At 57.7% G+C, this 19,629-nt stretch carries 20 protein-coding genes; 7 read left to right on the forward strand and 13 right to left on the reverse strand.

What is annotated here, in order from left to right; genetic code table 11:
• Window positions 1-157 precede the first annotated feature (157 nt).
• The 5 genes from H9X81_RS05020 to zupT form a co-directional block, all read right to left on the reverse strand.
• Window positions 158-391: a KH domain-containing protein gene (locus tag H9X81_RS05020; protein WP_177503237.1), complete on the reverse strand. Its 234-nt coding sequence runs from the start codon at window positions 389-391 to the stop codon at window positions 158-160.
• 60 nt (window positions 392-451) lie between these two features.
• Complete coding sequence (gene rpsP, locus H9X81_RS05025; RefSeq protein WP_177503234.1) at window positions 452-694, reverse strand: 30S ribosomal protein S16; 243 nt, start codon at window positions 692-694, stop codon at window positions 452-454.
• A gap of 71 nt (window positions 695-765) precedes the next feature.
• Entirely contained in the window at window positions 766-2,094 is a 1,329-nt protein-coding gene (gene ffh / locus H9X81_RS05030) for a signal recognition particle protein (protein WP_204720313.1), read from the reverse strand.
• Window positions 2,095-2,138: 44 nt separating this feature from the next.
• Window positions 2,139-2,501 (reverse strand): YlxM family DNA-binding protein, encoded by a 363-nt coding sequence (gene ylxM, locus H9X81_RS05035; protein ID WP_177503230.1) that lies wholly within the window; start codon window positions 2,499-2,501, stop codon window positions 2,139-2,141.
• A gap of 171 nt (window positions 2,502-2,672) precedes the next feature.
• Complete coding sequence (gene zupT / locus H9X81_RS05040; protein ID WP_191392015.1) at window positions 2,673-3,476, reverse strand: zinc transporter ZupT; 804 nt, start codon at window positions 3,474-3,476, stop codon at window positions 2,673-2,675.
• A 255-nt stretch (window positions 3,477-3,731) separates the two neighbouring features.
• Between zupT and H9X81_RS05045 the strand changes: the two genes are divergently transcribed.
• The gene (locus H9X81_RS05045; RefSeq protein WP_204720315.1) at window positions 3,732-5,090 is read left to right on the forward strand and encodes an aldehyde dehydrogenase; all 1,359 of its coding nucleotides are present in this window, start codon (window positions 3,732-3,734) and stop codon (window positions 5,088-5,090) included.
• A gap of 15 nt (window positions 5,091-5,105) precedes the next feature.
• Window positions 5,106-5,690, forward strand: coding sequence for a nitroreductase family protein (locus H9X81_RS05050; protein ID WP_204720317.1), 585 nt, complete (start codon window positions 5,106-5,108; stop codon window positions 5,688-5,690).
• Window positions 5,691-5,761: 71 nt separating this feature from the next.
• Here the strand turns inward: H9X81_RS05050 and H9X81_RS05055 are convergent, their stop codons facing one another.
• Complete coding sequence (locus H9X81_RS05055; protein WP_204720319.1) at window positions 5,762-7,741, reverse strand: hypothetical protein; 1,980 nt, start codon at window positions 7,739-7,741, stop codon at window positions 5,762-5,764.
• Window positions 7,742-7,755: 14 nt separating this feature from the next.
• Window positions 7,756-8,286, reverse strand: coding sequence for an RNA polymerase sigma factor (locus H9X81_RS05060; protein ID WP_177502523.1), 531 nt, complete (start codon window positions 8,284-8,286; stop codon window positions 7,756-7,758).
• A 252-nt stretch (window positions 8,287-8,538) separates the two neighbouring features.
• On the opposite strand from H9X81_RS05060, the gene H9X81_RS05065 reads away from it, so the two are divergent.
• Together H9X81_RS05065 and H9X81_RS05070 are read left to right on the forward strand one after the other, a co-directional pair.
• Window positions 8,539-9,927: an RsmF rRNA methyltransferase first C-terminal domain-containing protein gene (locus H9X81_RS05065; RefSeq protein ID WP_243424020.1), complete on the forward strand. Its 1,389-nt coding sequence runs from the start codon at window positions 8,539-8,541 to the stop codon at window positions 9,925-9,927.
• A gap of 34 nt (window positions 9,928-9,961) precedes the next feature.
• A complete protein-coding gene (locus H9X81_RS05070; protein WP_177502521.1) occupies window positions 9,962-10,129 on the forward strand; it encodes a DUF4177 domain-containing protein in 168 nt (55 codons plus the stop codon).
• 111 nt (window positions 10,130-10,240) lie between these two features.
• Here the strand turns inward: H9X81_RS05070 and cysS are convergent, their stop codons facing one another.
• The 6 genes from cysS to recA all read right to left on the reverse strand — a co-directional run bounded on the left by cysS (window position 10,241) and on the right by recA (window position 17,235).
• Complete coding sequence (cysS, locus tag H9X81_RS05075) at window positions 10,241-11,638, reverse strand: cysteine--tRNA ligase (RefSeq protein WP_204720321.1); 1,398 nt, start codon at window positions 11,636-11,638, stop codon at window positions 10,241-10,243.
• Between the two features lie 393 nt (window positions 11,639-12,031).
• The gene (locus tag H9X81_RS05080) at window positions 12,032-13,369 is read right to left on the reverse strand and encodes an immunity protein Imm33 domain-containing protein (RefSeq protein WP_204720323.1); all 1,338 of its coding nucleotides are present in this window, start codon (window positions 13,367-13,369) and stop codon (window positions 12,032-12,034) included.
• Window positions 13,370-13,503: 134 nt separating this feature from the next.
• Entirely contained in the window at window positions 13,504-14,058 is a 555-nt protein-coding gene (gene pgsA, locus H9X81_RS05085) for a CDP-diacylglycerol--glycerol-3-phosphate 3-phosphatidyltransferase (protein WP_177503574.1), read from the reverse strand.
• Between the two features lie 30 nt (window positions 14,059-14,088).
• Window positions 14,089-15,417, reverse strand: a complete 1,329-nt coding sequence (gene rimO / locus H9X81_RS05090; protein ID WP_204720325.1) for a 30S ribosomal protein S12 methylthiotransferase RimO — start codon at window positions 15,415-15,417, stop codon at window positions 14,089-14,091.
• A gap of 12 nt (window positions 15,418-15,429) precedes the next feature.
• Window positions 15,430-16,071 carry a regulatory protein RecX gene (locus tag H9X81_RS05095; RefSeq protein WP_191392023.1) on the reverse strand — a complete coding sequence of 214 codons (642 nt, stop codon included), beginning with the start codon at window positions 16,069-16,071 and terminating at the stop codon, window positions 15,430-15,432.
• A gap of 12 nt (window positions 16,072-16,083) precedes the next feature.
• The gene (gene recA / locus H9X81_RS05100) at window positions 16,084-17,235 is read right to left on the reverse strand and encodes a recombinase RecA (RefSeq protein ID WP_177503569.1); all 1,152 of its coding nucleotides are present in this window, start codon (window positions 17,233-17,235) and stop codon (window positions 16,084-16,086) included.
• Window positions 17,236-17,513: 278 nt separating this feature from the next.
• Between recA and H9X81_RS05105 the strand changes: the two genes are divergently transcribed.
• The 3 genes from H9X81_RS05105 (at window position 17,514) to H9X81_RS05115 (ending at window position 19,520) form a co-directional block, all read left to right on the forward strand.
• Window positions 17,514-17,831 (forward strand): DUF1540 domain-containing protein, encoded by a 318-nt coding sequence (locus H9X81_RS05105; RefSeq protein ID WP_191392024.1) that lies wholly within the window; start codon window positions 17,514-17,516, stop codon window positions 17,829-17,831.
• A gap of 205 nt (window positions 17,832-18,036) precedes the next feature.
• Complete coding sequence (locus H9X81_RS05110) at window positions 18,037-18,813, forward strand: Type 1 glutamine amidotransferase-like domain-containing protein (protein ID WP_204720327.1); 777 nt, start codon at window positions 18,037-18,039, stop codon at window positions 18,811-18,813.
• A gap of 32 nt (window positions 18,814-18,845) precedes the next feature.
• Window positions 18,846-19,520 carry an epoxyqueuosine reductase QueH gene (locus H9X81_RS05115; RefSeq protein WP_204720329.1) on the forward strand — a complete coding sequence of 225 codons (675 nt, stop codon included), beginning with the start codon at window positions 18,846-18,848 and terminating at the stop codon, window positions 19,518-19,520.
• Window positions 19,521-19,629 lie beyond the last annotated feature (109 nt).

Consider the following 19,629-nt stretch of genomic DNA (forward strand, 5'->3'; position numbering starts at 1 on the left):
TCCTGTAATCTGTCATTCATTGGTTTTCAGCATTTTATGCAGTGTGCATCTTCATTTCGGATAGGGCGTTGGCAGATTCCCCGGACAGCAAGGCCGCGGACAGATTTCCCCCTACATAAATGAAAAAAGGGAAAGTCCCAGCTTTCCCTTTCCAGTGTCAGTCGATTTCAACAACCACTTTCATTTCTTTTTTGGTAGCCGCCGCTCTGACAACTGTTCGAATAGCCTTGGCGATCCGCCCCTGCTTTCCGATCACACGGCCCATATCATCTTCCGCTACATGCAGATGATAGGTAATGGTACCATCTTCAGCAGGAGCATCCGCTTTAACAGTGACGGATTCCTTGTCCTCCACCAGACCTCTGGCTATTGCTGCGATCAGTTCTTCCATAAGCAATCTCCTTTTCCGACCTATGTTTCGGACAGGAAACTATCCGACCATCCCGTGTGATTAAAGAGCGCCGTTCTTCTTGAGCAGAGCCTTTACGGTATCGGTGGGCTGAGCGCCGTTGGCGATCCACTTCTGAGCCTTCTCAGCGTCGATCTTTACAACAGCCGGTTCCTTGGTGGGATCATAGTAACCGATCTCCTCGATGAAACGACCATCTCTGGGGAAACGGGAATCCGCTACCACTACACGATAGAACGGAGCCTTCTTAGCACCCATGCGACGCAGTCTTATTTTAACAGCCATGACTGTCACCTCCTGTAAGTATTTGAAAAAATTGATCTATTTTTACGCCCGGACGGACATAAAAACCAAAGTTAGAACAGCCGTCCGCGCTTGGCGGCCCGACGGAATTTGGAAGACCCCATCATTTTCATCATCTTCTGCATCTGTTCAAACTGCTTGAGCAGACGGTTTACATCTTCCACCTTGGTACCGCTTCCGGCTGCGATCCGACGCTTCCGGGACGGATTGATAATTGCCGGTCTTTCCCGTTCCCGCTTGGTCATGGAATTGATGATGGCTTCGGTCTTCTTGAGCTGGGCTTCTCCTGCCGCGGTCTCCTCCTCGGAGATCTTGCCGGCGCCGGGGAACATGCTGATCACCTGGCTAAGAGATCCCATCTGCTTGATCTGCTGCATCTGTTCCAGCAGATCGTTCATGTCAAAGTTCTGTTCCTTGAGCTTCTTTGCCATTTCCATGGCCTTCTGCTCATCCACCGTGCTCTGGGCCTTCTCGATCAGGGTGAGCACATCGCCCATGCCCAGGATTCGGGAAGCCATACGGTCGGGATAGAACGGCTCGAGATTGTCGAGCTTTTCGCCGGTACCCACAAACTTGATGGGCTTGCCGGTCACTGCCCGTACCGACAGCGCCGCACCGCCGCGGGTGTCGCCGTCCAGCTTGGTGAGGATGGTACCGTCGATGCCCAGTGTCTCGTCAAAGCTCTTTGCCACATTGACGGCATCCTGACCGGTCATCGCATCGATCACCAGCAGGATCTCCTGGGGCTGTACCGCTTCCTTGATGCGCCGCAGCTCGTCCATGAGCTCTTCATCGATGTGAAGGCGTCCGGCGGTATCCAGGATCAGGATATCATTGCCGTAGTCCCGGGCGTGCAGGACCGCCTTGCGGGCGATCTCCACCGGGTCCCCCTGCCCCATCTCAAACACCGGCACGCCAGCCTGCTCGCCGACGATCTGCAGCTGCTGGATCGCAGCCGGACGATAGACATCACAGGCTGCCAGCAGCGGACGCTTGCCGCTCTGCTTGAAATACCGGGACAGCTTGGCACAGTGGGTGGTCTTACCAGCACCCTGAAGGCCGCACATCATAATGATGGTGGGGATCTTCGACGAGAAGGTGATCCGGGCGTTGGTGGAACCCATCAGTTCGGTCAGTTCGTCATTGACGATCTTGATGATCTGCTGGGCGGGAGTCAGGCTCTCGAGCACTTCACTGCCCATGGCCTTTTCACTCACCGATGCCACAAAGTCCTTGGCGACCTTGTAGTTGACATCCGCTTCCAGAAGTGCCATACGGACTTCCCGCATGACCTCCTTGATGTCACTCTCCTTGACCTTGCCACGGCCCTTTAACTTTTTGAATACTTCGGAAAGTCTTCCCGAAAGCCCTTCAAAAGCCATAGACACCTTCCTTTACCGCTTACGCCGGTCTGACGCTGCTTGGTTTAATCGTTGAGCTGAGAAGCCAGCTCACAGATCCGGGCTGTACGCTTCTCCACCTCGGCAGAACCGAGGAATTTGTCGTTGTAGATGGAAATATCCTGGGCACACCGGGTGATTTCGTCAAGACCCGCCTGGATCTCCACAAACCGCCGGGCCAGCCCGAGCTTTTCCTCATACTCCCGCAGCTGGGCTTCCGCCCGCTTGATGGAATCCCGCACACCCTGCCGGGTGATATGGCAGTGATCGGCAATCTCCGCCAGGGAGAGGTCATCGTTGTAATAGAACTCGGTGACTTCCCGCTGCTTGTCGGTGAGCATCTGACCGTAAAAATCGAGCAGATACGAAATACTCAGATCCTTCGCCATGTCGATGCCTCCTTCATGTAAAGGTCACATACTTTCCATCGCTGCTTTGATTATTATAATCGACCCTCCCGGAGATGTCAAGGGGTTTTCCTTTACATTTTGCGAAAAATACAGAAAAATCCGGCTGTTTCCCGGGAAATTCCAGGGTTGCAGCCGGATCAGTTCCGGATCTCAGGCAAAGAGCAGCAGACTGACTGCCATCACTGCCATGCCGGCGATGAGTCCCAGCATAGCTTGGTGATGCCCGCCGTACTCCTCCGCCGAGGGCAGCAGTTCGTCCAGCGAGATGTAGACCATAACGCCGGCAATGGCGCCAAATACCACGCCCATCAGGGTATCGCTCATGAACGGGCGCAGCAGCAGATAACCGAGAATGGCGCCGAAGGGCTCCGAAAGCCCCGAGAGCAGCGAATACCAGAACGCCTTTTTCCGGTCCCGGGTGGCGTAGAAGATCGGCACTGCCACGGCAACGCCCTCGGGGATATTGTGGATGGCGATGGCCATGGTGATGGGAAGCGCCAGCTCCTCCCCCTGAAGCGCCGATACAAAGGTCGCCATGCCCTCGGGGAAGTTGTGGATGGTGATGGCAAGCGCTGTAATCAGGCCCATGCGCATCATCTTGCCGCTGTTCGCAGCCAGTTCGTCCTCCCCTGCCCCGTCCAGATAGGTCATCTCGTGGGGGTTCTCATACTCCGGGACCAGCCGGTCGATGACGGCAATTGCCAGCATGCCTCCGAAGAAAGAGAGCACCGCTATGGGATAGCCGCTGCCGCCCAGGGCCGCGGACAGGGTCTCCTTACTCTGGGCAAAGAGCTCCACCATCGATACATACAGCATAACTCCGGCAGAGAAGCCAAGGCTGATGCTGAGAAAACGGGCATTGGGTTTCCGGGAAAAATATGTGATCAGTCCGCCGATGCCGGTACTCAGTCCGGCGATCAGCGTCATGCCTACCGCAAGAAATTCATGGTTCATGGACAAATCCTCCTTTTTTACCTGCTCTAAATCGGTTAGTCTTATCTAACCGATTGGATGTTGAAATAATACCACAAAGGTATATATTTGTCAATTCCTGAATTGCAGGCAAAATGTTCTTGTTTCTATCCTATGCGCTGGGAGGAATTTTGCCAAAACTTTCTGGGGCTTCGGGGTAAGTTTTCATACAATGTGTAAAATGTTCACAAACAGATGGTATACTGATATTGTACAAATTCGGGAGGAAGAAGAATTATGGATGCATTCCTGACACAAAAAGAATATTTTCAGAGCGGTGCAACTCTGCCGCTGGAATTCCGGCTGGCCCAGCTGCGCTCCCTCTACCGGGGGATCAAACGCTTTGAACCGCAGATCCTCGAGGCGCTCCGGAGCGACCTGGGAAAATCCGCGGAGGAGAGCTATATGTCCGAGATCGGGATGTGTCTGACTGAGATCCGGCACACGGCCCGTCACCTGCGGGAGTGGTCAAGGCCCCAGCGTGTCCCCACCCCGCTGATGCACTTCCCCGGCAGCAGCCGGATTATCCGGGAGCCCCGGGGCGCCTGTCTCATCATCGCTCCCTGGAACTATCCCTTCCTGCTGGCAGTGGGGCCGATGATTTCTGCCATCGCCGCCGGCAACTGTGTCACGCTCAAACCGTCGGAATACGCTCCCGCTACGGCTGCTGTCCTGGAGAAGATGCTGGATGTCTGCTTCGAAGAACGCTTCTGCCGGACTGTCACCGGCGGCGCGGAGGTTTCCGCTGCCGAAACAGCCCGCCCCTATGATATGATCTTCTTCACCGGCAGTACCGCTGTGGGACGGAAGGTCATGGCGGCTGCGGCACAGAACCTGACCCCGGTGGTGCTGGAACTGGGCGGCAAGAGCCCCTGCATCGTGGACGAAACTGCTGATCTTCCGGTGGCTGCGGCACGGATCATCTGGGGCAAGTGCCTGAACAGCGGACAGACCTGTGTGGCGCCGGACTATGTGCTGGTGGCCCGCAGCCGCAAGGACGCCCTGATCCGGGAGATGCAGAAGGCCATCTGCCGCTTCTACGGGGAAGATCCCTGCGAGAACAGCGCCTATCCCCGGATCGTCAATGAGCAGCATTTTGACCGGCTGGCTGCCATGCTGCCGGAAGATCCCGCTGTGGGCGGACGGGTGGACCGGGAATCGCTCAGGATTGAGCCGACCCTGATCGAGACCACTCTGAACGACCAGAGCCCGCTGATGACCGAGGAGATCTTCGGGCCGCTGCTCCCCATTGTGCCCTATGACAACATCCATGAGGCACTGGGATATATCCTCTCCCGGCCCCGTCCGCTGGCGCTGTACCTGTTCAGCCGTAACCGGAAGCTCCAGCGCCGTGTGGTGGAGACCATTCCCTTTGGCGGCGGCTGCATCAACGACACCATCTCCCATATCACCACCCCCTATCTCCCCTTCGGCGGAACCGGGGACAGCGGTATGGGAGCCTATCATGGACGCTGTGGGTATGAGACCTTCACCCATGCCAAATCCATTCTGTCCAAGCCGTTCCGACCGGATCTGCCGGTGCGCTATCCGCCTCTGACCGGCAAACTGGACCTTCTTCACAAAATACTTCGTTAAAGGAGGGTGTATACCATGGAATTTCGTAACTGTGTGGAAAACCGGCGTTCCATCCGCAGCTTTCGTCCGGACCCGGTGCGCCGGGAGGATATTCTCTATTGTCTGGACGCAGCCCGGCTGTCCCCTTCTTCGCTGAACTGTCAGCCATGGCGGTTCGTGGTGCTGGACGATCCTCAGCTCAAGAACCGGGCCGCCAGCTATATCAGCAATCCCCTGCTCAAGAGCAATCTCCATGCCCGGCAGGCTCCGGTACTGATCGCTGTGGTCAGCGACCTGTCTGAAAACCCAAACCCCCTCTATCGGACTGCCGTGAAAAAATTCGGCATGTACCAGTATGACCTGGGGGCCGCGGTCCAGACCCTCTGTCTGGCGGCTGCGGATCTGGGGTTGGGAAGCTGCATCATGAGCACCATCCGCAATAAAAAACAGCTTCAGGACCTGCTGGGTATTCCCCAGGGACAGGAGATCTGTCTGGTGGTGGCACTGGGCTACCCCGATGGTGACCCTGCGGCCTCCCGGGAACGGCTCAGCCTGGAGGAGATCTGCTGCTTTAATCCGGGAATCCCGGCAGAGCGTCCGGACGATCCCTCCCACTCCTGAAAAAACTGACTTCAGAACGCAAAAAAGGCGTCTCCTGCGAGACGCCTTTTTTATTGCGTTTCCGAACCCGCTCAGACACGGACACTGACTTCCGGTGACAAGGGTGCGGTAAAATCGACCTGATAGGTTTTCTCGGCTGTATGGATCAGCATGGTCTGGCTGAGAACCTCCACTGAGGTGATTTCCTTGGGCGAAACCGGCACCTGAACTGCTGCCGCAGTGCCAAGGCTCCGGTCCAGCACCAGAACAGTGCATTCCGAAATGCGCCCCCCGGTACCTTCCGACTGACCGGTCAGGACAGCACAGCCAGTATCCGGCAGGGATACAAAACTCCGGGGAATGAGCAGACCGCTGATATTCTCCGACTCGGTTACAGAGGAGAGATTGCTGCCTTCAAACCGGATCATCCGGCTGGTGGCTTCGTCCTCTCCGGTGACGGTGCGTCCCAGATAGATTCCATCCTCTGCAATGCGTGCCACCGGCATCTGGTCGCCCAGATATGCCACAGCATCCAATGTACTGTCTGCCCTGGTGAGATCCAGTCCGCAGACCACTACATAGCTGTCCAGCTCACTGCTGAGATCATCCACATAGATCCGGTTCACATCCAGATAGCTGAGCTCTGCTTTGGTCCCGACCACCGGGATCACTTCGGTGAGGTATTCGGTGACGCCGTTTACCCCGTAAATGCTCTTGTTGGTGACAGTATACAGGGTTCCGCTCTCGGTGACTGCGGCGTCCCGGCACCAGCCGGCCTGGTAATAGTCCCGGCTCAGCGAAAGATCCGCCGGGTTCTCCTCCGATACGCTGTACACGGTGACCTGGGTCATCTCGGTAAAGCTGTTGCGCAGATCACTGGTGACCTCCTTGTCTTCGATCCCCACTTCCTCATACACAGTACGGGTCATCTGGAGATATTCCTCGGGATATTCCAGCAGGTTCCCCACAACAATCAGATTGCCGTCATCATACAGCACCCGGCTGTATGCCACCGGCTCCTCACTGGTGATCTCCACCAGGGCCGGTTCCGCGGAAGTACTCTCCGAAGTGACCTTCAGCACAGCCTGACACTGATCCTGTTCATCCGGCACCAGTGTATAGGTGTACCCGGTATCCGCTTCCACACTCAGACGGTTTTCCATCGATGCCACACGGAACTGTGTGATGGGCGGAGCTTCCTCTGTATCCTCCGCTGTTTCCGGCTCCTCTGCCGGAGGCTCTGCCTCATCCGCGGCAATTCCATTGGCTGCGTCCGCCTGGACACTGCCCTGTGCCGTCATCAGGCTGTTGCTCTCATTGGCAAGCGGAGCTTCCTGTGCGGCGGCTCCCGCATCGGCAGAACTGGAATCCACACTGTCCGCCTCCGGCTGAACAGCCTGATCCGCTGTATTTCCCGGCGCCTTCAGCATCGAGCTGTCCTTTTTGGGCTCCTCGGCAGCTGCCTCCGATTCCTCCGGCTCTGTCCGGTATTCCCCGCTCTGGGGGTTGTCCTTCTGCTGGCTTTCCTCTGCCTGGGGCTCCTGTTCGCTCACCGGACCCCGGTAATACACCGGTTTGTCCTCCCGGTTATAGCGGTCATTGATCTGATTGAGCACCGATGCATATCCCGTTTCCCCCTGCGCATCAGAGGGTGCGGAATCCGTCGGTGAAACAGCTTCCTCCGAACTGCTGGAGTCCGCCGGCGCCTCCTGGGACGTCATGGACGAACCGATCTCATTGGTGCCGATCTCCGCTGTCCGGGGCAGGCGGTTATAGGCCACACCTACCATCACAGCCAGTGCCAGCATGGCTGCCGCTGCCAGATATTTCTGCGGGAACACCCCAAAGATCAGTCTGCCAGCGGGTTTTGTTTTCTCCTGCACCGGTTCCTCGTCGGGGGCATCCTGCTCCACTCCATCCAGGAGATGCAGCAATGCCTCGCCCCGTAGAGAATCCGGCAAAGGAATCTCTTCTTCCTGCTGTACAGCCTGTCTGATGAGCTGCAAACTCTGTTCCAGTTCCGCCAGCTCTTCCTCGTTCAGGCCAAGATCATGAAAATCTTCTATCCGCATTCTGATCACCCCCTTTATTGCTGCTCCAGTTTTTTGCGCAGCTTGATCAATGTGCGATAGAGTTTGGAACTGACCGTGCCATGCGGAAGATCCAGGATTTCCCCGATCTCCCGGGTTGTATATCCCTGTACCGCGGACAGTACTACCACTGCCCGTTCGTCCGGCGCCAGTTCCGAAAGCGCCTGGGACAGGGTCACACGGTCACTGCAGTCTGCCGTTTCCTCCGATACATCGTCCGGAGTTTCGATGAAATCATCCAGGCTGATCTGCTGTTTTGCCGTGATATAACCGGAGATTTTCCGTTTGCAGCGTATCGAAAGGATACGCATGATCCAGGCTTTGAATTTACTGTCGTCCCGCAGGTTCCGAAGGCCTTTATAGGCTTCCAGGAAGGTTTCGCTGACGACATCCTCCGCATCCTGTGGATTTCCCAGTGTGTAAAGCGCCACACGGTAAAGATCCTTTGCCACCTGATCATACAGCATGGCAAAACTCTGTGCGTCTCCCTGTTTGGCACGGCTGACATACTCCAAGTTGATGTCCAATATTCACACCACCGTTCCAAAATCCCGGTCACCATAACAGTGCCGGGATTTTTCTTTTTTATTCCATATCCTGAAAGTTTCCTTTCATCTTTTTCGAAACAGTCGAATTGTGTATAGCCAGATTCAGTATAACGCATTTTTCCAAACTTCACAAGAGGATACAGCTTTTTCCTGGAAACCAGCCCTTCCTGTGTCCGGACAGCATTTGCAATCCCGGCCCAAAACCGGTATAATGCAGAATAGAATGCTGCAATGGAGGTAAATTTTTACATGAAGCTGCCTGAACCCTTTCTGACCCGTATGCGGCAGATGCTCGGCGATGAATATGAGGCCTTTCTGAACAGTTATGACCAGCCCGCTGCCCGGGGGCTCCGGCTGAACCTGCTCAAGGCGGACCCTGACCTGGAACTGCCTTTCCCCACTGCCCCGGTGGAATGGTGTCCCACCGGACGCCGCTATGACGGGGAACTGCGTCCCGGTCTCCACCCCTGGCATGATGCCGGGGTCTACTATATTCAGGAGCCCAGTGCCATGGCAGTGGCGGAGATCGCTGCTCCCAGGCCCGGCGAGCGGGTGCTGGACCTCTGTGCCGCTCCCGGCGGCAAGACCAGCCATCTGGCCTCCCTTGCAGGAGATGGCTGCCTGCTCATCTCCAATGAGATTCACCCCCAGCGTGCCAGAATCCTCTCCCGGAATGTGGAGCGCATGGGCATCCGCAATGCCGCTGTGCTGAATGAATCCCCCGACCGGCTGGCAGAGCGGTTCCCGGGCTTCTTTGACTGTATTGTTGTGGACGCTCCCTGCTCCGGCGAGGGAATGTTCCGCAAGGAGCCGGTGGCTCTGGAGGAGTGGAGCGAAGAGAATGTCGCCCTCTGTGCCCGCCGCCAGGATGAGATCCTGGATGCCGCCCTGGAGATGCTCGCCCCGGGCGGACGGCTCATCTACTCCACCTGCACCTTTGCCCCGGATGAGGACGAGGGCACCCTCTCCCGGCTGCTGGAACGCCATCCGGAACTGGAGCTCTCCGAGCTGCCCGACTACTCCGGCTTTATGCCCGCCCGGGCGGACTGGTACACCCCTGCCGCACCCGGCATCGAAAAGGCGGCCCGGCTCTTCCCCCATCACCTCTGCGGCGAGGGTCACTTTGCCGCCAGACTGGTGCGCAAGGGCGAGGAGGGTGTGCACGGCTCGGCCTCTGTACAGCCCCAGCGGAAAAATGGTAAGCAGCCGGACCTCTCCACCTGGGAGGAGTTCTGCCGCCAGACCCTCACCGTCCCGCTCACCGGACGGCTGGAACTTGCCGGGGACACCCTCAGCCTGCTGCCCGACACCCTGCCCGATCTGAGCGGTCTGCGTGTAGTCCGGGCAGGACTCACCCTGGGCCAGCTCAAGAAGGGCCGGTTTGAGCCGGATCACGCCCTTGCCATGGCACTGCGTCCCGGCGATGTGCGCCAGACCCTGGATCTCACTGCCGATGACCCCCGCACCCTCGCCTATCTGAAAGGCGAAGCCATCTCCGGCAGCCCAGAGCTCTCCGGCTATGTGCTGGTGACAGTGGACGGCTTCTCCATGGGCTGGGGCAAGGCTTCCAAGGGCACTGTGAAGAACCACTATCCCAAGGGGCTTCGCCGCCTGGGGTGATTTTGAAAAAGCTCAGATAAGGAGGGTGGATTCCATGAAAGAATATAAAGTTGTCACTGCGAAAAACCCAGAAGAGGCTGAACAGCAGATGAACATTTACGCCGCTGACGGATGGGTCGTAAAAGCAGTAACACTCTGGGAAACCGCGATGGCTTACAGACTCGTCATCACACTGGAACGGGACAGCCAGGCAACGGACTAATCCGCATTGTTTTCCAGCCCCGCAAAAAAACAACAGACCGTGTCTGTTCCACTTCCCGATGGAAGCGGCAGACACGGTCTGTTTTTATATCCGGTTGGTTTTCCGGTCGGATTACTTGGTGCGGGTCCACTGTACGCCCTGAGGAGTATCCTTCAGCTCGATGCCCCGGGCCTTCAGCTCGTCCCGGATGCGGTCTGCCTCGGCAAAGTTCTTTGCCGCACGGGCAGCCTGACGCTGAGCGATCAGATCCTCGATCTCTGCGTCCAGGTCCTCGGTCTTGCGGTTGTAGAGCAGGCCGAGTACATCGGTCAGCTCATCAAACCGGCGGATGGCATAGTTCACAGCCTCCTTGCTCCGGGGTTCAGTCAGATAGGTGTTGATAATCTTCACCATATCGAACAGAGCGGTGATGCCATCGGCAGTGTTCAGGTCGTCGTCCATCACAGTGACGAACTTCTCCACGCACTGGTCGATCTCCTTCATAAAGGCCGCATCGCCCTCACCGGCCGCATCCACAGCGGTGGTCAGCGCAAAGTCCATGTGATCCCGGCAGTTGTGCAGGCGCTGCAGGGCTGCAATGCACTGGGTGATGATGTCATAGCTGTAATTGATGGGGCTGCGGTAGTGGCTGGACAGCATCAGGTACTTGATGGGCTCATAGCCGAACTTCTCAGCCACGTCCCGGACGGTGAAGAAGTTGCCCAGCGACTTGCTCATCTTCTGGTTATCCACATTGATGAAGCCGTTGTGCATCCAGTATCGGGCATAGGGCTTACCGGTGCAGCACTCACCCTGGGCGATCTCGTCCTCATGGTGCGGGAAAGTCAGGTCCTGACCGCCGCAGTGAATATCAATGGTCTCACCCAGATGCTTCTGGATCATCGCGGTGCACTCAATGTGCCAACCCGGACGGCCCTTGCCCCACGGGGACTCCCAATAGGGCTCACCCGGCTTGGCTGCCTTCCACAGAGCGAAGTCCAGCGGGTCTTCCTTGATCTCGCTGACATCCACACGGCTGCCGGCTTCCAGATCCTCGATGGGCATATGGGACAGCTTGCCGTAGTCCTCAAACTTGTGGACACGGAAGTACACATCGCCATTGGACTCATAGGCATAGCCCTTTTCCACCAGGTGGGACACGATCTCGATGATCTTGTCCACTACCTCTGTGGCACGGGGATGCACATTGGCCGGACGGACGCCCAGGCCCTCGGCATCCTTCTTGTACTCGGCGATGTAGCGCTCAGCTACCTCGGCAACGGTGATGCCCTCTTCATTGGCCTTCTTGATGAGCTTGTCATCGATGTCGGTGAAGTTCTGCACGAACTTTACCTCATAGCCGCGGTATTCCAGATAACGGCGCAGCACATCAAATACGCAGATGGGACGGGCATTGCCGATATGGATGTAGTTATACACGGTCGGGCCGCAGGCATAGATCCGGACCTTGCCCGGTTCCAGCGGCACAAATTCTTCCTTTTTACGGGACAGGGTATTGTAGATTCTCATACTGATTTTCTCCTCTCAAACAGTTCTCTGTGCCCTGCCCGGAGCATATAAAAAAGCCCCCGGCAAAGCGTTTGCTCCACCGGAGGCGATCATAGACCGCGGTTCCACTCCTGTTTGTCACTCGTTGGCCTTTAACGCAGGCAGACGCATTCCGATACTGACAGCTGTCCTTGAAACAGCCGGGTTCCCGGTCTGTGCTGGCGGGTGCAATTCATCGCCCGATCCTTGACTGGCAGCCCTTTCAGCCGATGGAGCCGCCTCTCTGTTGCCGGTACCGGGGACTACTGGGTCCCGTTACGCATTTGGTTATGGAATCTTTATTTCTTATTGTATGCATTTTGCCCGGGTTTGTCAACCGGTTCCCGCCCGCTTTGTGACTGAACACACAGAACCTCAGTCGTCCAGCAGGATAAAATGCCCATCCAGGTCCCGCTCAAAAGCTGACCCCGCCGGATAGCTCAAAAACGGGATAATATCAGTATCATAGTTGCAGATGGTATTGAGGTCATAGACATCCGAGTTCTGCGGATCGGAGAGATAATCATCGCTCTCGTCCCCGGACAGGAACCGCCAGCCGCTGTCCTCCTCATAGTCCGGCATTTCCCGATACATATATCCCACCCGGCACCCGTCCACCAGAATGCGGTCGGTGGCAATACACCCCGCCGGCCCCTTCCAGTTCCGGAGCATGGGACGGATCTGCGCGCTGGGAATGGCAAAATCCTTCACCGACACATACCGGCAGGCACTTTCCCGGGCCGGGTCCACCACCTCCAGCGCCTCCTCGTTCATATACCGCAGCAGGGCCTCTGCTCCATTGCGGAGCTTGAAGTCCAGCTCGTCCGCATAGAGCGGCACCATCTGATAGAACTCCACCTGTTCCCCATTTGGCAATGTGCAGTGGAAGCTCTCTGCCCCGTAGGCCTGGGGATGGATCAGCAGGATGCCTGCCATGCCCGGCCCCGGTGTGTGCTGGGATGAGATCGCCGGGACAGTATCGCCCCAGCCCAGCCAGGTGTGCTGGTTCCAGGGCAGCCGGGTCATGATCTTCAGCCAGCGCAGAGGCCAGCGCCAGTTCTCGTCCTCCGACTCGAACTGCCACCAGGACGGCAGCGCGATCATCAGCTCGGCCCGGTCCGGCTCGGTTTCCACCAGATCCGCCGGGACTGCCATACGCCGGGCGCCCATCCCCACCGTACAGAGCAGATAGCAGTCATGCTCTGCCGAGGGCGGAATCACTGCCAGATCCACCTGGGCCTCCTGGGATTCTGCCCCGGGGATCACATCATCCACCTTGCCGAACCAGGCTGCGATATGTTCGAGCACCCTCTCCCGCTCCGCCTCTGTATAGGCTTCCGGGGCCTGTCCGGCGGTGTTCTGTTTCTGTCTGGCCTCCAGAGAACGGCGGCACCATCCCGCAAAAATCAGGGCATCTTCATCACCAGGAAGCAGCTGGAGGGTCTCTTCAAATTCCCGCAGCGCCTCCTCATACCGCTCCTGATAGAACCAGGCATAGCCCAGACGGAAATGCCACAGCGGGTCCTCCGGCTGCGGGGCGCTGAGAAGCAGGCGCTCTGCTTCCTCATACCGGCCCAGATTGTTATAGGCCCGGGCCAGCAGGGAACGGCTTTCCGTATCCGGCGTTTCCAGCCGCTCCAGCAGCCGGACAATCTCCTCATGCCGGTCTTTGCTGTGCAGTTCTTCCACCCGCTGCCTGATTGTCTGATCCATGGCGTCACCCTTTCTTCCCGCCGGTCCTTCGGCAAAATCTTCTAACATTCTATCACAATCCCCCGGGCAAGTAAATCACGAAAAAAGCCGGCTCTGCCCGGGTATGGACAGAACCGGCCTGACCTTCCGGGGCATCAGCCCTTGAGCAGGTCGATATTCTTGATAAGGTAATTGCCGCCGGAGAACACAGTCAGCACAGTGGTCAGCGACATGAGCAGCTGGTTGAGCAGTACCATCCAGTCGCCCTGGATTCCCTGGGACAGTGCCCACTGGATGAGCAGCAGGGTGCTGATCCAGATCATCTGACAGATGGTCTTGGACTTGCCCCACTTGTCTGCCGGGATCACACGGCCCTTGGGCGCCGCTACCAGACGGATGGAAGTCACCAGGAATTCCCGGGACAGAATGATGATTGCCACCACAGCCGGGATCATACCCTGGCCCACAAAGCAGATCAGGGCCGAGGTCACCAGCAGCTTGTCTGCCAGCGGGTCCATAAGGATACCAAAGTCGGTGACCAGGTTGTTTTTCCGGGCCAGATAGCCATCCAGCATATCGGTGAGCGAAGCAGTTACAAAGAGCAGGAACGCCCACAGGAACCGATGCGGCACCAGATCACTGAGCATGCAGAATACAAACGGCACGATCATAATGACCCGCATCAGCGTGAGTTTATTCGGTGTATTCAAAACAAGATCCCCCCAGATCCGCTTTATTGCTTATTCGGCTTCTTCCGCCACCAGATCATAGCCCTGGCTGCCGGTGACAGTCACCATGACATACTCACCGGTCTCATGCTCATAGGGCGAATCGAAGTAGACCCGGGTATCAATATCCGGAGCATCCATATAGCTGCGGCCATAGTAGATGCCGGTCTCCTCGTTGAGGCCTTCCACCACTACTTCCAGTTCCCTGCCGATCCAGCTCCGGGCAAATTCCTCGGCGATGGCAAGCTGCTCACTCATGACAATATCTGCCCGGCGGCGCTTGGTCTCCTCGTCGATCTGCTCCGGCATGGAGTAGGCCGGGGTGCCGTCCTCCGGCGAGTAGGTGAAGCAGCCCACACGCTCGAACTTCACTTCCTTCACCAGACGGGTCATCTCGGCGAAGTCCTCTTCGGTCTCGCCGGGGAAGCCGGTGATGAAGGTGGTGCGCAGTACCACGCCCGGAATCTTCTCCCGGATCTTCTGCATCAGGTTCCTGAGGTAGTCATAGTCGTCCCGGCGGTTCATCGCCTTGAGAATGCGTCCGCTGGCATGCTGTACCGGCACATCCATGTACTTGACCACCTTGGGCTCGGAAGCCATTACCTCCAGCAGCTCATCGGTGACCCGCTGGGGATAGCAGTAGAGAATACGCACCCAGTGCACACCATCCACCTTGCAGACCTCCCGGATCAGCTCGGGGAGCATCAGCTTGCCGTAGATGTCCTCGCCGTACCGGGTGGTATCCTGAGCCACCAGGTTCATCTCGGTGACGCCCTGAGCGGCAAAACGCCGTACCTCTTCCAGGATATTCTCCATCTTCCGGCTGCGGAACCGTCCCCGGATGTTGGGGATGGCACAGTAGGTGCAGCGGTTGTCACAGCCGTCTGCCAGCTTGATATAGGCATAATAGGGCGCATTGGTGAGCACACGCTCAGCGTCCATGACCAGCTCGTCCTTGGGGGCGAACTCCACAACCCGCTCTCCCTGCAGCGCCTGATCGATGGCGTTGACAATATCAGTGTTGCGTCCGATGCCCAGAATGACATCGGCCTCCGGGATCTCGGTCACCAGCTCCTGCTGGTACCGCTCTGCCAGACAGCCGGTCACAACCACAGCCTTGATGACACCCTGACGCTTGAGCTCACAGAACTCCAGGATATTCTCGATGGACTCCCGCTTGGCATCCTCAATGAATGCGCAGGTGTTGATAATCACCACATCACACTGTTCGGCGTCGCCGCACAGCTCATATCCGTCCCGCTGGATCAGCGAGAGCATGATCTCTCCGTCCACCTGGTTCTTGGAACAACCAAGGGACACCATTCCTACTTTTACTGCCATTTGATTCTCCTACTAATCTTCCGGATCCAGCTCCTCCTCCACGCCGAGTTCTTCCAGAACTTCGGCAAGAGCCGGGCGGATCTCTCCATATTTATAACCCATGCGGAGCAGCGCGTTCACTGCCCGCTGACGCCCCTTTTCCTCTCCCAGGTACCGGGCGTATTTCTTCCGGATCAGCTCCCGGAGCCGGGCATCCGATTCCCCGGCGTCAAACTGCTCCAGCACTTCCTCAATGGTATCCGGCTCGATCCCCTTCTGGCGCAGAGCCTGGGCGATCCGCTGCCGGGAATACCCCTTGAGCCGGAACAGATCCCGGGCATAGGTGGACGCATAGTACCGGTCATCGATGAGCCCCAGCTCACACAGACGGTCTGCCACCTGCTCGGCAATGTCCTCATCAATCTGCCGGCGCAGACGGTCCAGCAGCATCCGCCGGCTGTATGCCTTGTATTCCAGCAGATGCAGCGCCCATTCCCGCCCATAGATGTACTCCGACTCCCGCCGGAGCGCCTCCAGGGTCTGGATATCCGTTTCCATGCCCGGACGCAGTCCGCTGCGGACCAGAGCCTCCTCCTCTGCCGAGAACAGGAACTCCCCGTCCACAAACAGGGCATACCGGCCTTTTTTCGTCACGGAAATATCAGTGATCTTCATGTGTTATCCCGGTCAGTCGTCCACTTCGATGTCGATGTTGGCCTTGGGCGCAGCCGGAGCCTCTGCCGGAGCAGGCGCAGCCTCCTCTGCCGGCTTCGCTGCCGGAGCCGGAGCGGGCTTGCGTCCGATCTTCGAATTCAGCAGCTTGTCCGCATTTGCCATAACCTGTGCGGCGATCTCCTCTGCCAGCTCGGGATTCTGCCGCAGGAATTCCTTGGCATTGTCCCGGCCCTGACCGATCTTGGAGCCGTTATAGCTGAACCAGGAACCGCTCTTCTCGATGATGTCCAGCTTGACAGCGGCATCCAGGATCTCACCTTCCCGGGAGATGCCCTGACCGTACATGATGTCAAACTCAGCCTCCCGGAAGGGCGGAGCCACCTTATTCTTGACTACCTTGACCCGGGTGCGGTTACCCACTACTTCGCCGCCGCTCTTGAGCTGCTCGATCCGGCGCACATCCAGGCGCACCGACGAGTAGAACTTCAGCGCACGACCGCCGGGAGTGGTCTCCGGGTTGCCGTACATGACGCCGATCTTCTCACGCAGCTGGTTGATGAAGATGGCAACACAGTTGGATTTGCCGATGGCGCCGGTGAGCTTGCGCAGACCCTGGGACATCAGACGGGCCTGGACACCCACATGGCTGTCGCCCATCTCGCCCTCGATCTCGGCCTTGGTGACCATCGCTGCTACCGAGTCCACTACGACAATATCCACCGCGCCGGAACGAACCAGGGCCTCGGCAATTTCCAGAGCCTGTTCACCGGTGTCGGGCTGGGATACCAGCAGCGAGTCAATATCCACGCCCAGTGCCTTGGCATAGTTGGGGTCCAGGGCGTGCTCTACATCGATGAACACAGCCGAACCGCCCCGCTTCTGGCACTCAGCGACAATATGCAGTGCCACGGTGGTCTTACCGCTGCTTTCCGGTCCATAGATCTCGATGATGCGTCCCTTGGGCACACCGCCGATCCCCAGTGCGATATCCAGCGACAAGCTGCCGGTGGGAATTGCCTCCACATTCAGGGTGGAGTGCTGACCAAGACGCATGACCGCACCCTTGCCGAACTGCTTTTCAATCTGAGCCAGCGCAGCATCCAGTGCCTTCTGCTTCTCCGAAGCTACCGATGCGTTTTTATCTTCCGCCTGCTTAACAGCCATATCAAAACCTCCGTCTTTGCAAAAACTTCTGTCTGCTGTCCGGGCCAGCCCAGCCACAGCAGAAAAAACGCGGCCTTTCTCCCGGCTGGTCTGCCTTGGAAAAGGGCGCACGAACTGACTATATCTCATTATACCGTCCTCCGGACACAAAATCAACCGCCCGGACGGTTTTTTCTCGGGTTTTACGAATATTTGTTCTCTGTTTTTTCAGAAATTTCTGTATAGACCGCCTCTGTCCGGGCAGACTATGAATGAAATCTTCAAGGAGTGTGATAAATATGGCAGAACTTACCTGCAGTGTGAACACCTGCGCCAGTCATAACGGCGGCTACTGCTGCCGCAACAGCATCAAGATCGACGGTCACAGTGCCGTCATGAAGGACCAGACCTTCTGCGGCTCCTTCCAGCAGAAAACCGGCGGCGCTGTCAACGCAGCCTGCGGCAGCACCCCCAACCCACACATGGAGATCCGCTGCTCCGCCAGCCACTGTGCTCACAATCAGGGCGGGCACTGCTCGGCTGAAAATGTGACTGTTTCCGGCGGCTCGGTCACCGAGATGACCGAAACCATCTGCGATTCCTTCGAAGCCCGATAACCCCGTCTGAAAAAACAGGGAGACCACCGCTGGTCCCCCTGTTTTTTGTTTGGATGCGTGCCTGATTCTCTATAAAGCTAAATATCTTTACACGCTGAAATTCCCTATGATTCCGTGCTTTTTCGCTGAGGTGGGATTTCCAGTTGACAGCCCCGCCTTCCAAGACTACAATAGAGGCAATACTATTATAAAAGGAGGAGATTGTATGGGAAAAATCGTAGCCATCGGCGGCGGTGAAAACGGCCGCGGGGAGCATCCGTATGAAACCGGCCCATTTGACCGGGAAATTGTGAGGCTGACCGGCAAGGACGATCCGAACTTTCTGTTCATCGGGCTTGCCAACTCCTTTGCGGACAGCTACTATGCCACCATGTGTGATATTTTTCACGGCAGGCTGGGGTGCACCCATACCGATCACCTCACCGAAGCGGATCTCCGTGACCCGGATACCCTGCGCCGGAAGATGGAATGGGCAGACTTCATCTATGTGGGCGGCGGCAACACCCTGCGCCTGATGACGCTGCTCCGGCGCTATGGCGGCGACCGCCTGCTGGACGAGGCATACAAGCGGGGCACTGTGCTCAGCGGTGTGAGTGCCGGCGGCATCTGCTGGTGCAGCTGCGGCAACTCCGACTCCCGGAAGTTCACCAGCGGCAGTGACCAGCTCATCAAGGTCACCGGACTGGGCTATCTGCCGGTGCTGTTCTGCCCGCACTATGACGCGGAACCTCTGCGCCAGACCGATCTGCCCCGGATGATGCGCCGGGTCCATGGCATGCCTGCCATCGCTCTGGACAATGGTGCTGCCCTGGAGGTGGTGGACGGGCAGTGGCGGCTGCTCATCTCCCTGCCCGGTGCCCGGGGGCAGAAGTGCTTCTGGAAGGATGGCACCTGGCGCCAGCAGCTCCTGCCGGCAGATGGAGTGTTCCGTCCGCTGGAAGAGCTGCTCGCCCGGAACGCCGACCCGGACACCCCCGCCTGACCCTACATATTATAAAAGGAATGAACTGACCCATGAAAACTCTGATGCACATCTGCTGTGCCCCCTGTTCGGTTTACTGCATTGAAAGCCTGCGGGCGGAGGGGATCGAACCGGTGGGATTCTGGTACAACCCCACCATCCACCCCTACACCGAATACCGTTCCCGCCGGGACTGTCTGCGGGACTATGCCCAGCAGGTAAATCTGACCCTCATCGAACAGGATGAATATGGCCTGCGGGACTTTGTCCGGCGGGTGGCAGACCACATCGAAGGCCGCTGCGCTGACTGCTATGCCATCCGGCTGGAACAGACCGCCGTTTACGCTGCCGCCCATGGCTACGACAGCTTCACCACCACCCTGCTGGTGAGCCCCTATCAGAAGCATGAGCTGATCCGTCAGATCGGCGAACGGCTGGCAGAACAGTACGGCATCCAGTTCCTCTACCGGGATTTCCGTGTGGGTTTCCGGGAAGGCCAGGAAAAGGCCCGGGAAGCCGGGCTCTATATGCAGAAATACTGCGGCTGCATCTTCAGTGAGGAGGACCGCTATATCCGGAACCGCCCGCTGAAAAAGCCCCCGGTACAGATCAACCCCAAGCCGGTGAACCCCAAGAAGCTCGCCCGCATGGAGAAGGCGGCTGCCAATGCCGCGGCCCGGGCTGAGCATGAGCGCCTTGCCACCGGAGAGGAACCGGAGAAATTATAACTACGCTCTGGTGCTGTTCCTGTCCCTTCTCATGAGAGGGTGCGACGGCGGAGGCTGGCTCTGTTCCTGGGCACCTGCGCTGGGAATGGTAAGCCCCGGGCACACCGGA

Origin of the sequence: Hydrogenoanaerobacterium saccharovorans, from assembly GCF_016901815.1 — a bacterium.
Lineage (GTDB): Bacteria > Bacillota > Clostridia > Oscillospirales > Ruminococcaceae > Avimicrobium > Avimicrobium caecorum.

Bases quoted from the DNA above. Each gene is read 5' to 3' on its own strand.
- H9X81_RS05020 (WP_177503237.1), bottom strand. From the start codon at position 391: ATGGAAGAACTGATCGCAGCAATAGCCAGAGGTCTGGTGGAGGACAAG.
- rpsP (WP_177503234.1), bottom strand. From the start codon at position 694: ATGGCTGTTAAAATAAGACTGCGTCGCATGGGTGCTAAGAAGGCTCCG.
- ffh (WP_204720313.1), bottom strand. From the start codon at position 2,094: ATGGCTTTTGAAGGGCTTTCGGGAAGACTTTCCGAAGTATTCAAAAAG.
- ylxM (WP_177503230.1), bottom strand. From the start codon at position 2,501: ATGGCGAAGGATCTGAGTATTTCGTATCTGCTCGATTTTTACGGTCAG.
- zupT (WP_191392015.1), bottom strand. From the start codon at position 3,476: ATGAACCATGAATTTCTTGCGGTAGGCATGACGCTGATCGCCGGACTG.
- H9X81_RS05045 (WP_204720315.1), top strand. From the start codon at position 3,732: ATGGATGCATTCCTGACACAAAAAGAATATTTTCAGAGCGGTGCAACT.
- H9X81_RS05050 (WP_204720317.1), top strand. From the start codon at position 5,106: ATGGAATTTCGTAACTGTGTGGAAAACCGGCGTTCCATCCGCAGCTTT.
- H9X81_RS05055 (WP_204720319.1), bottom strand. From the start codon at position 7,741: ATGCGGATAGAAGATTTTCATGATCTTGGCCTGAACGAGGAAGAGCTG.
- H9X81_RS05065 (WP_243424020.1), top strand. From the start codon at position 8,539: ATGGAGGTAAATTTTTACATGAAGCTGCCTGAACCCTTTCTGACCCGT.
- H9X81_RS05070 (WP_177502521.1), top strand. From the start codon at position 9,962: ATGAAAGAATATAAAGTTGTCACTGCGAAAAACCCAGAAGAGGCTGAA.
- cysS (WP_204720321.1), bottom strand. From the start codon at position 11,638: ATGAGAATCTACAATACCCTGTCCCGTAAAAAGGAAGAATTTGTGCCG.
- H9X81_RS05080 (WP_204720323.1), bottom strand. From the start codon at position 13,369: ATGGATCAGACAATCAGGCAGCGGGTGGAAGAACTGCACAGCAAAGAC.
- rimO (WP_204720325.1), bottom strand. From the start codon at position 15,417: ATGGCAGTAAAAGTAGGAATGGTGTCCCTTGGTTGTTCCAAGAACCAG.
- H9X81_RS05095 (WP_191392023.1), bottom strand. From the start codon at position 16,071: ATGAAGATCACTGATATTTCCGTGACGAAAAAAGGCCGGTATGCCCTG.
- recA (WP_177503569.1), bottom strand. From the start codon at position 17,235: ATGGCTGTTAAGCAGGCGGAAGATAAAAACGCATCGGTAGCTTCGGAG.
- H9X81_RS05105 (WP_191392024.1), top strand. From the start codon at position 17,514: ATGGCAGAACTTACCTGCAGTGTGAACACCTGCGCCAGTCATAACGGC.
- H9X81_RS05110 (WP_204720327.1), top strand. From the start codon at position 18,037: ATGGGAAAAATCGTAGCCATCGGCGGCGGTGAAAACGGCCGCGGGGAG.
- H9X81_RS05115 (WP_204720329.1), top strand. From the start codon at position 18,846: ATGAAAACTCTGATGCACATCTGCTGTGCCCCCTGTTCGGTTTACTGC.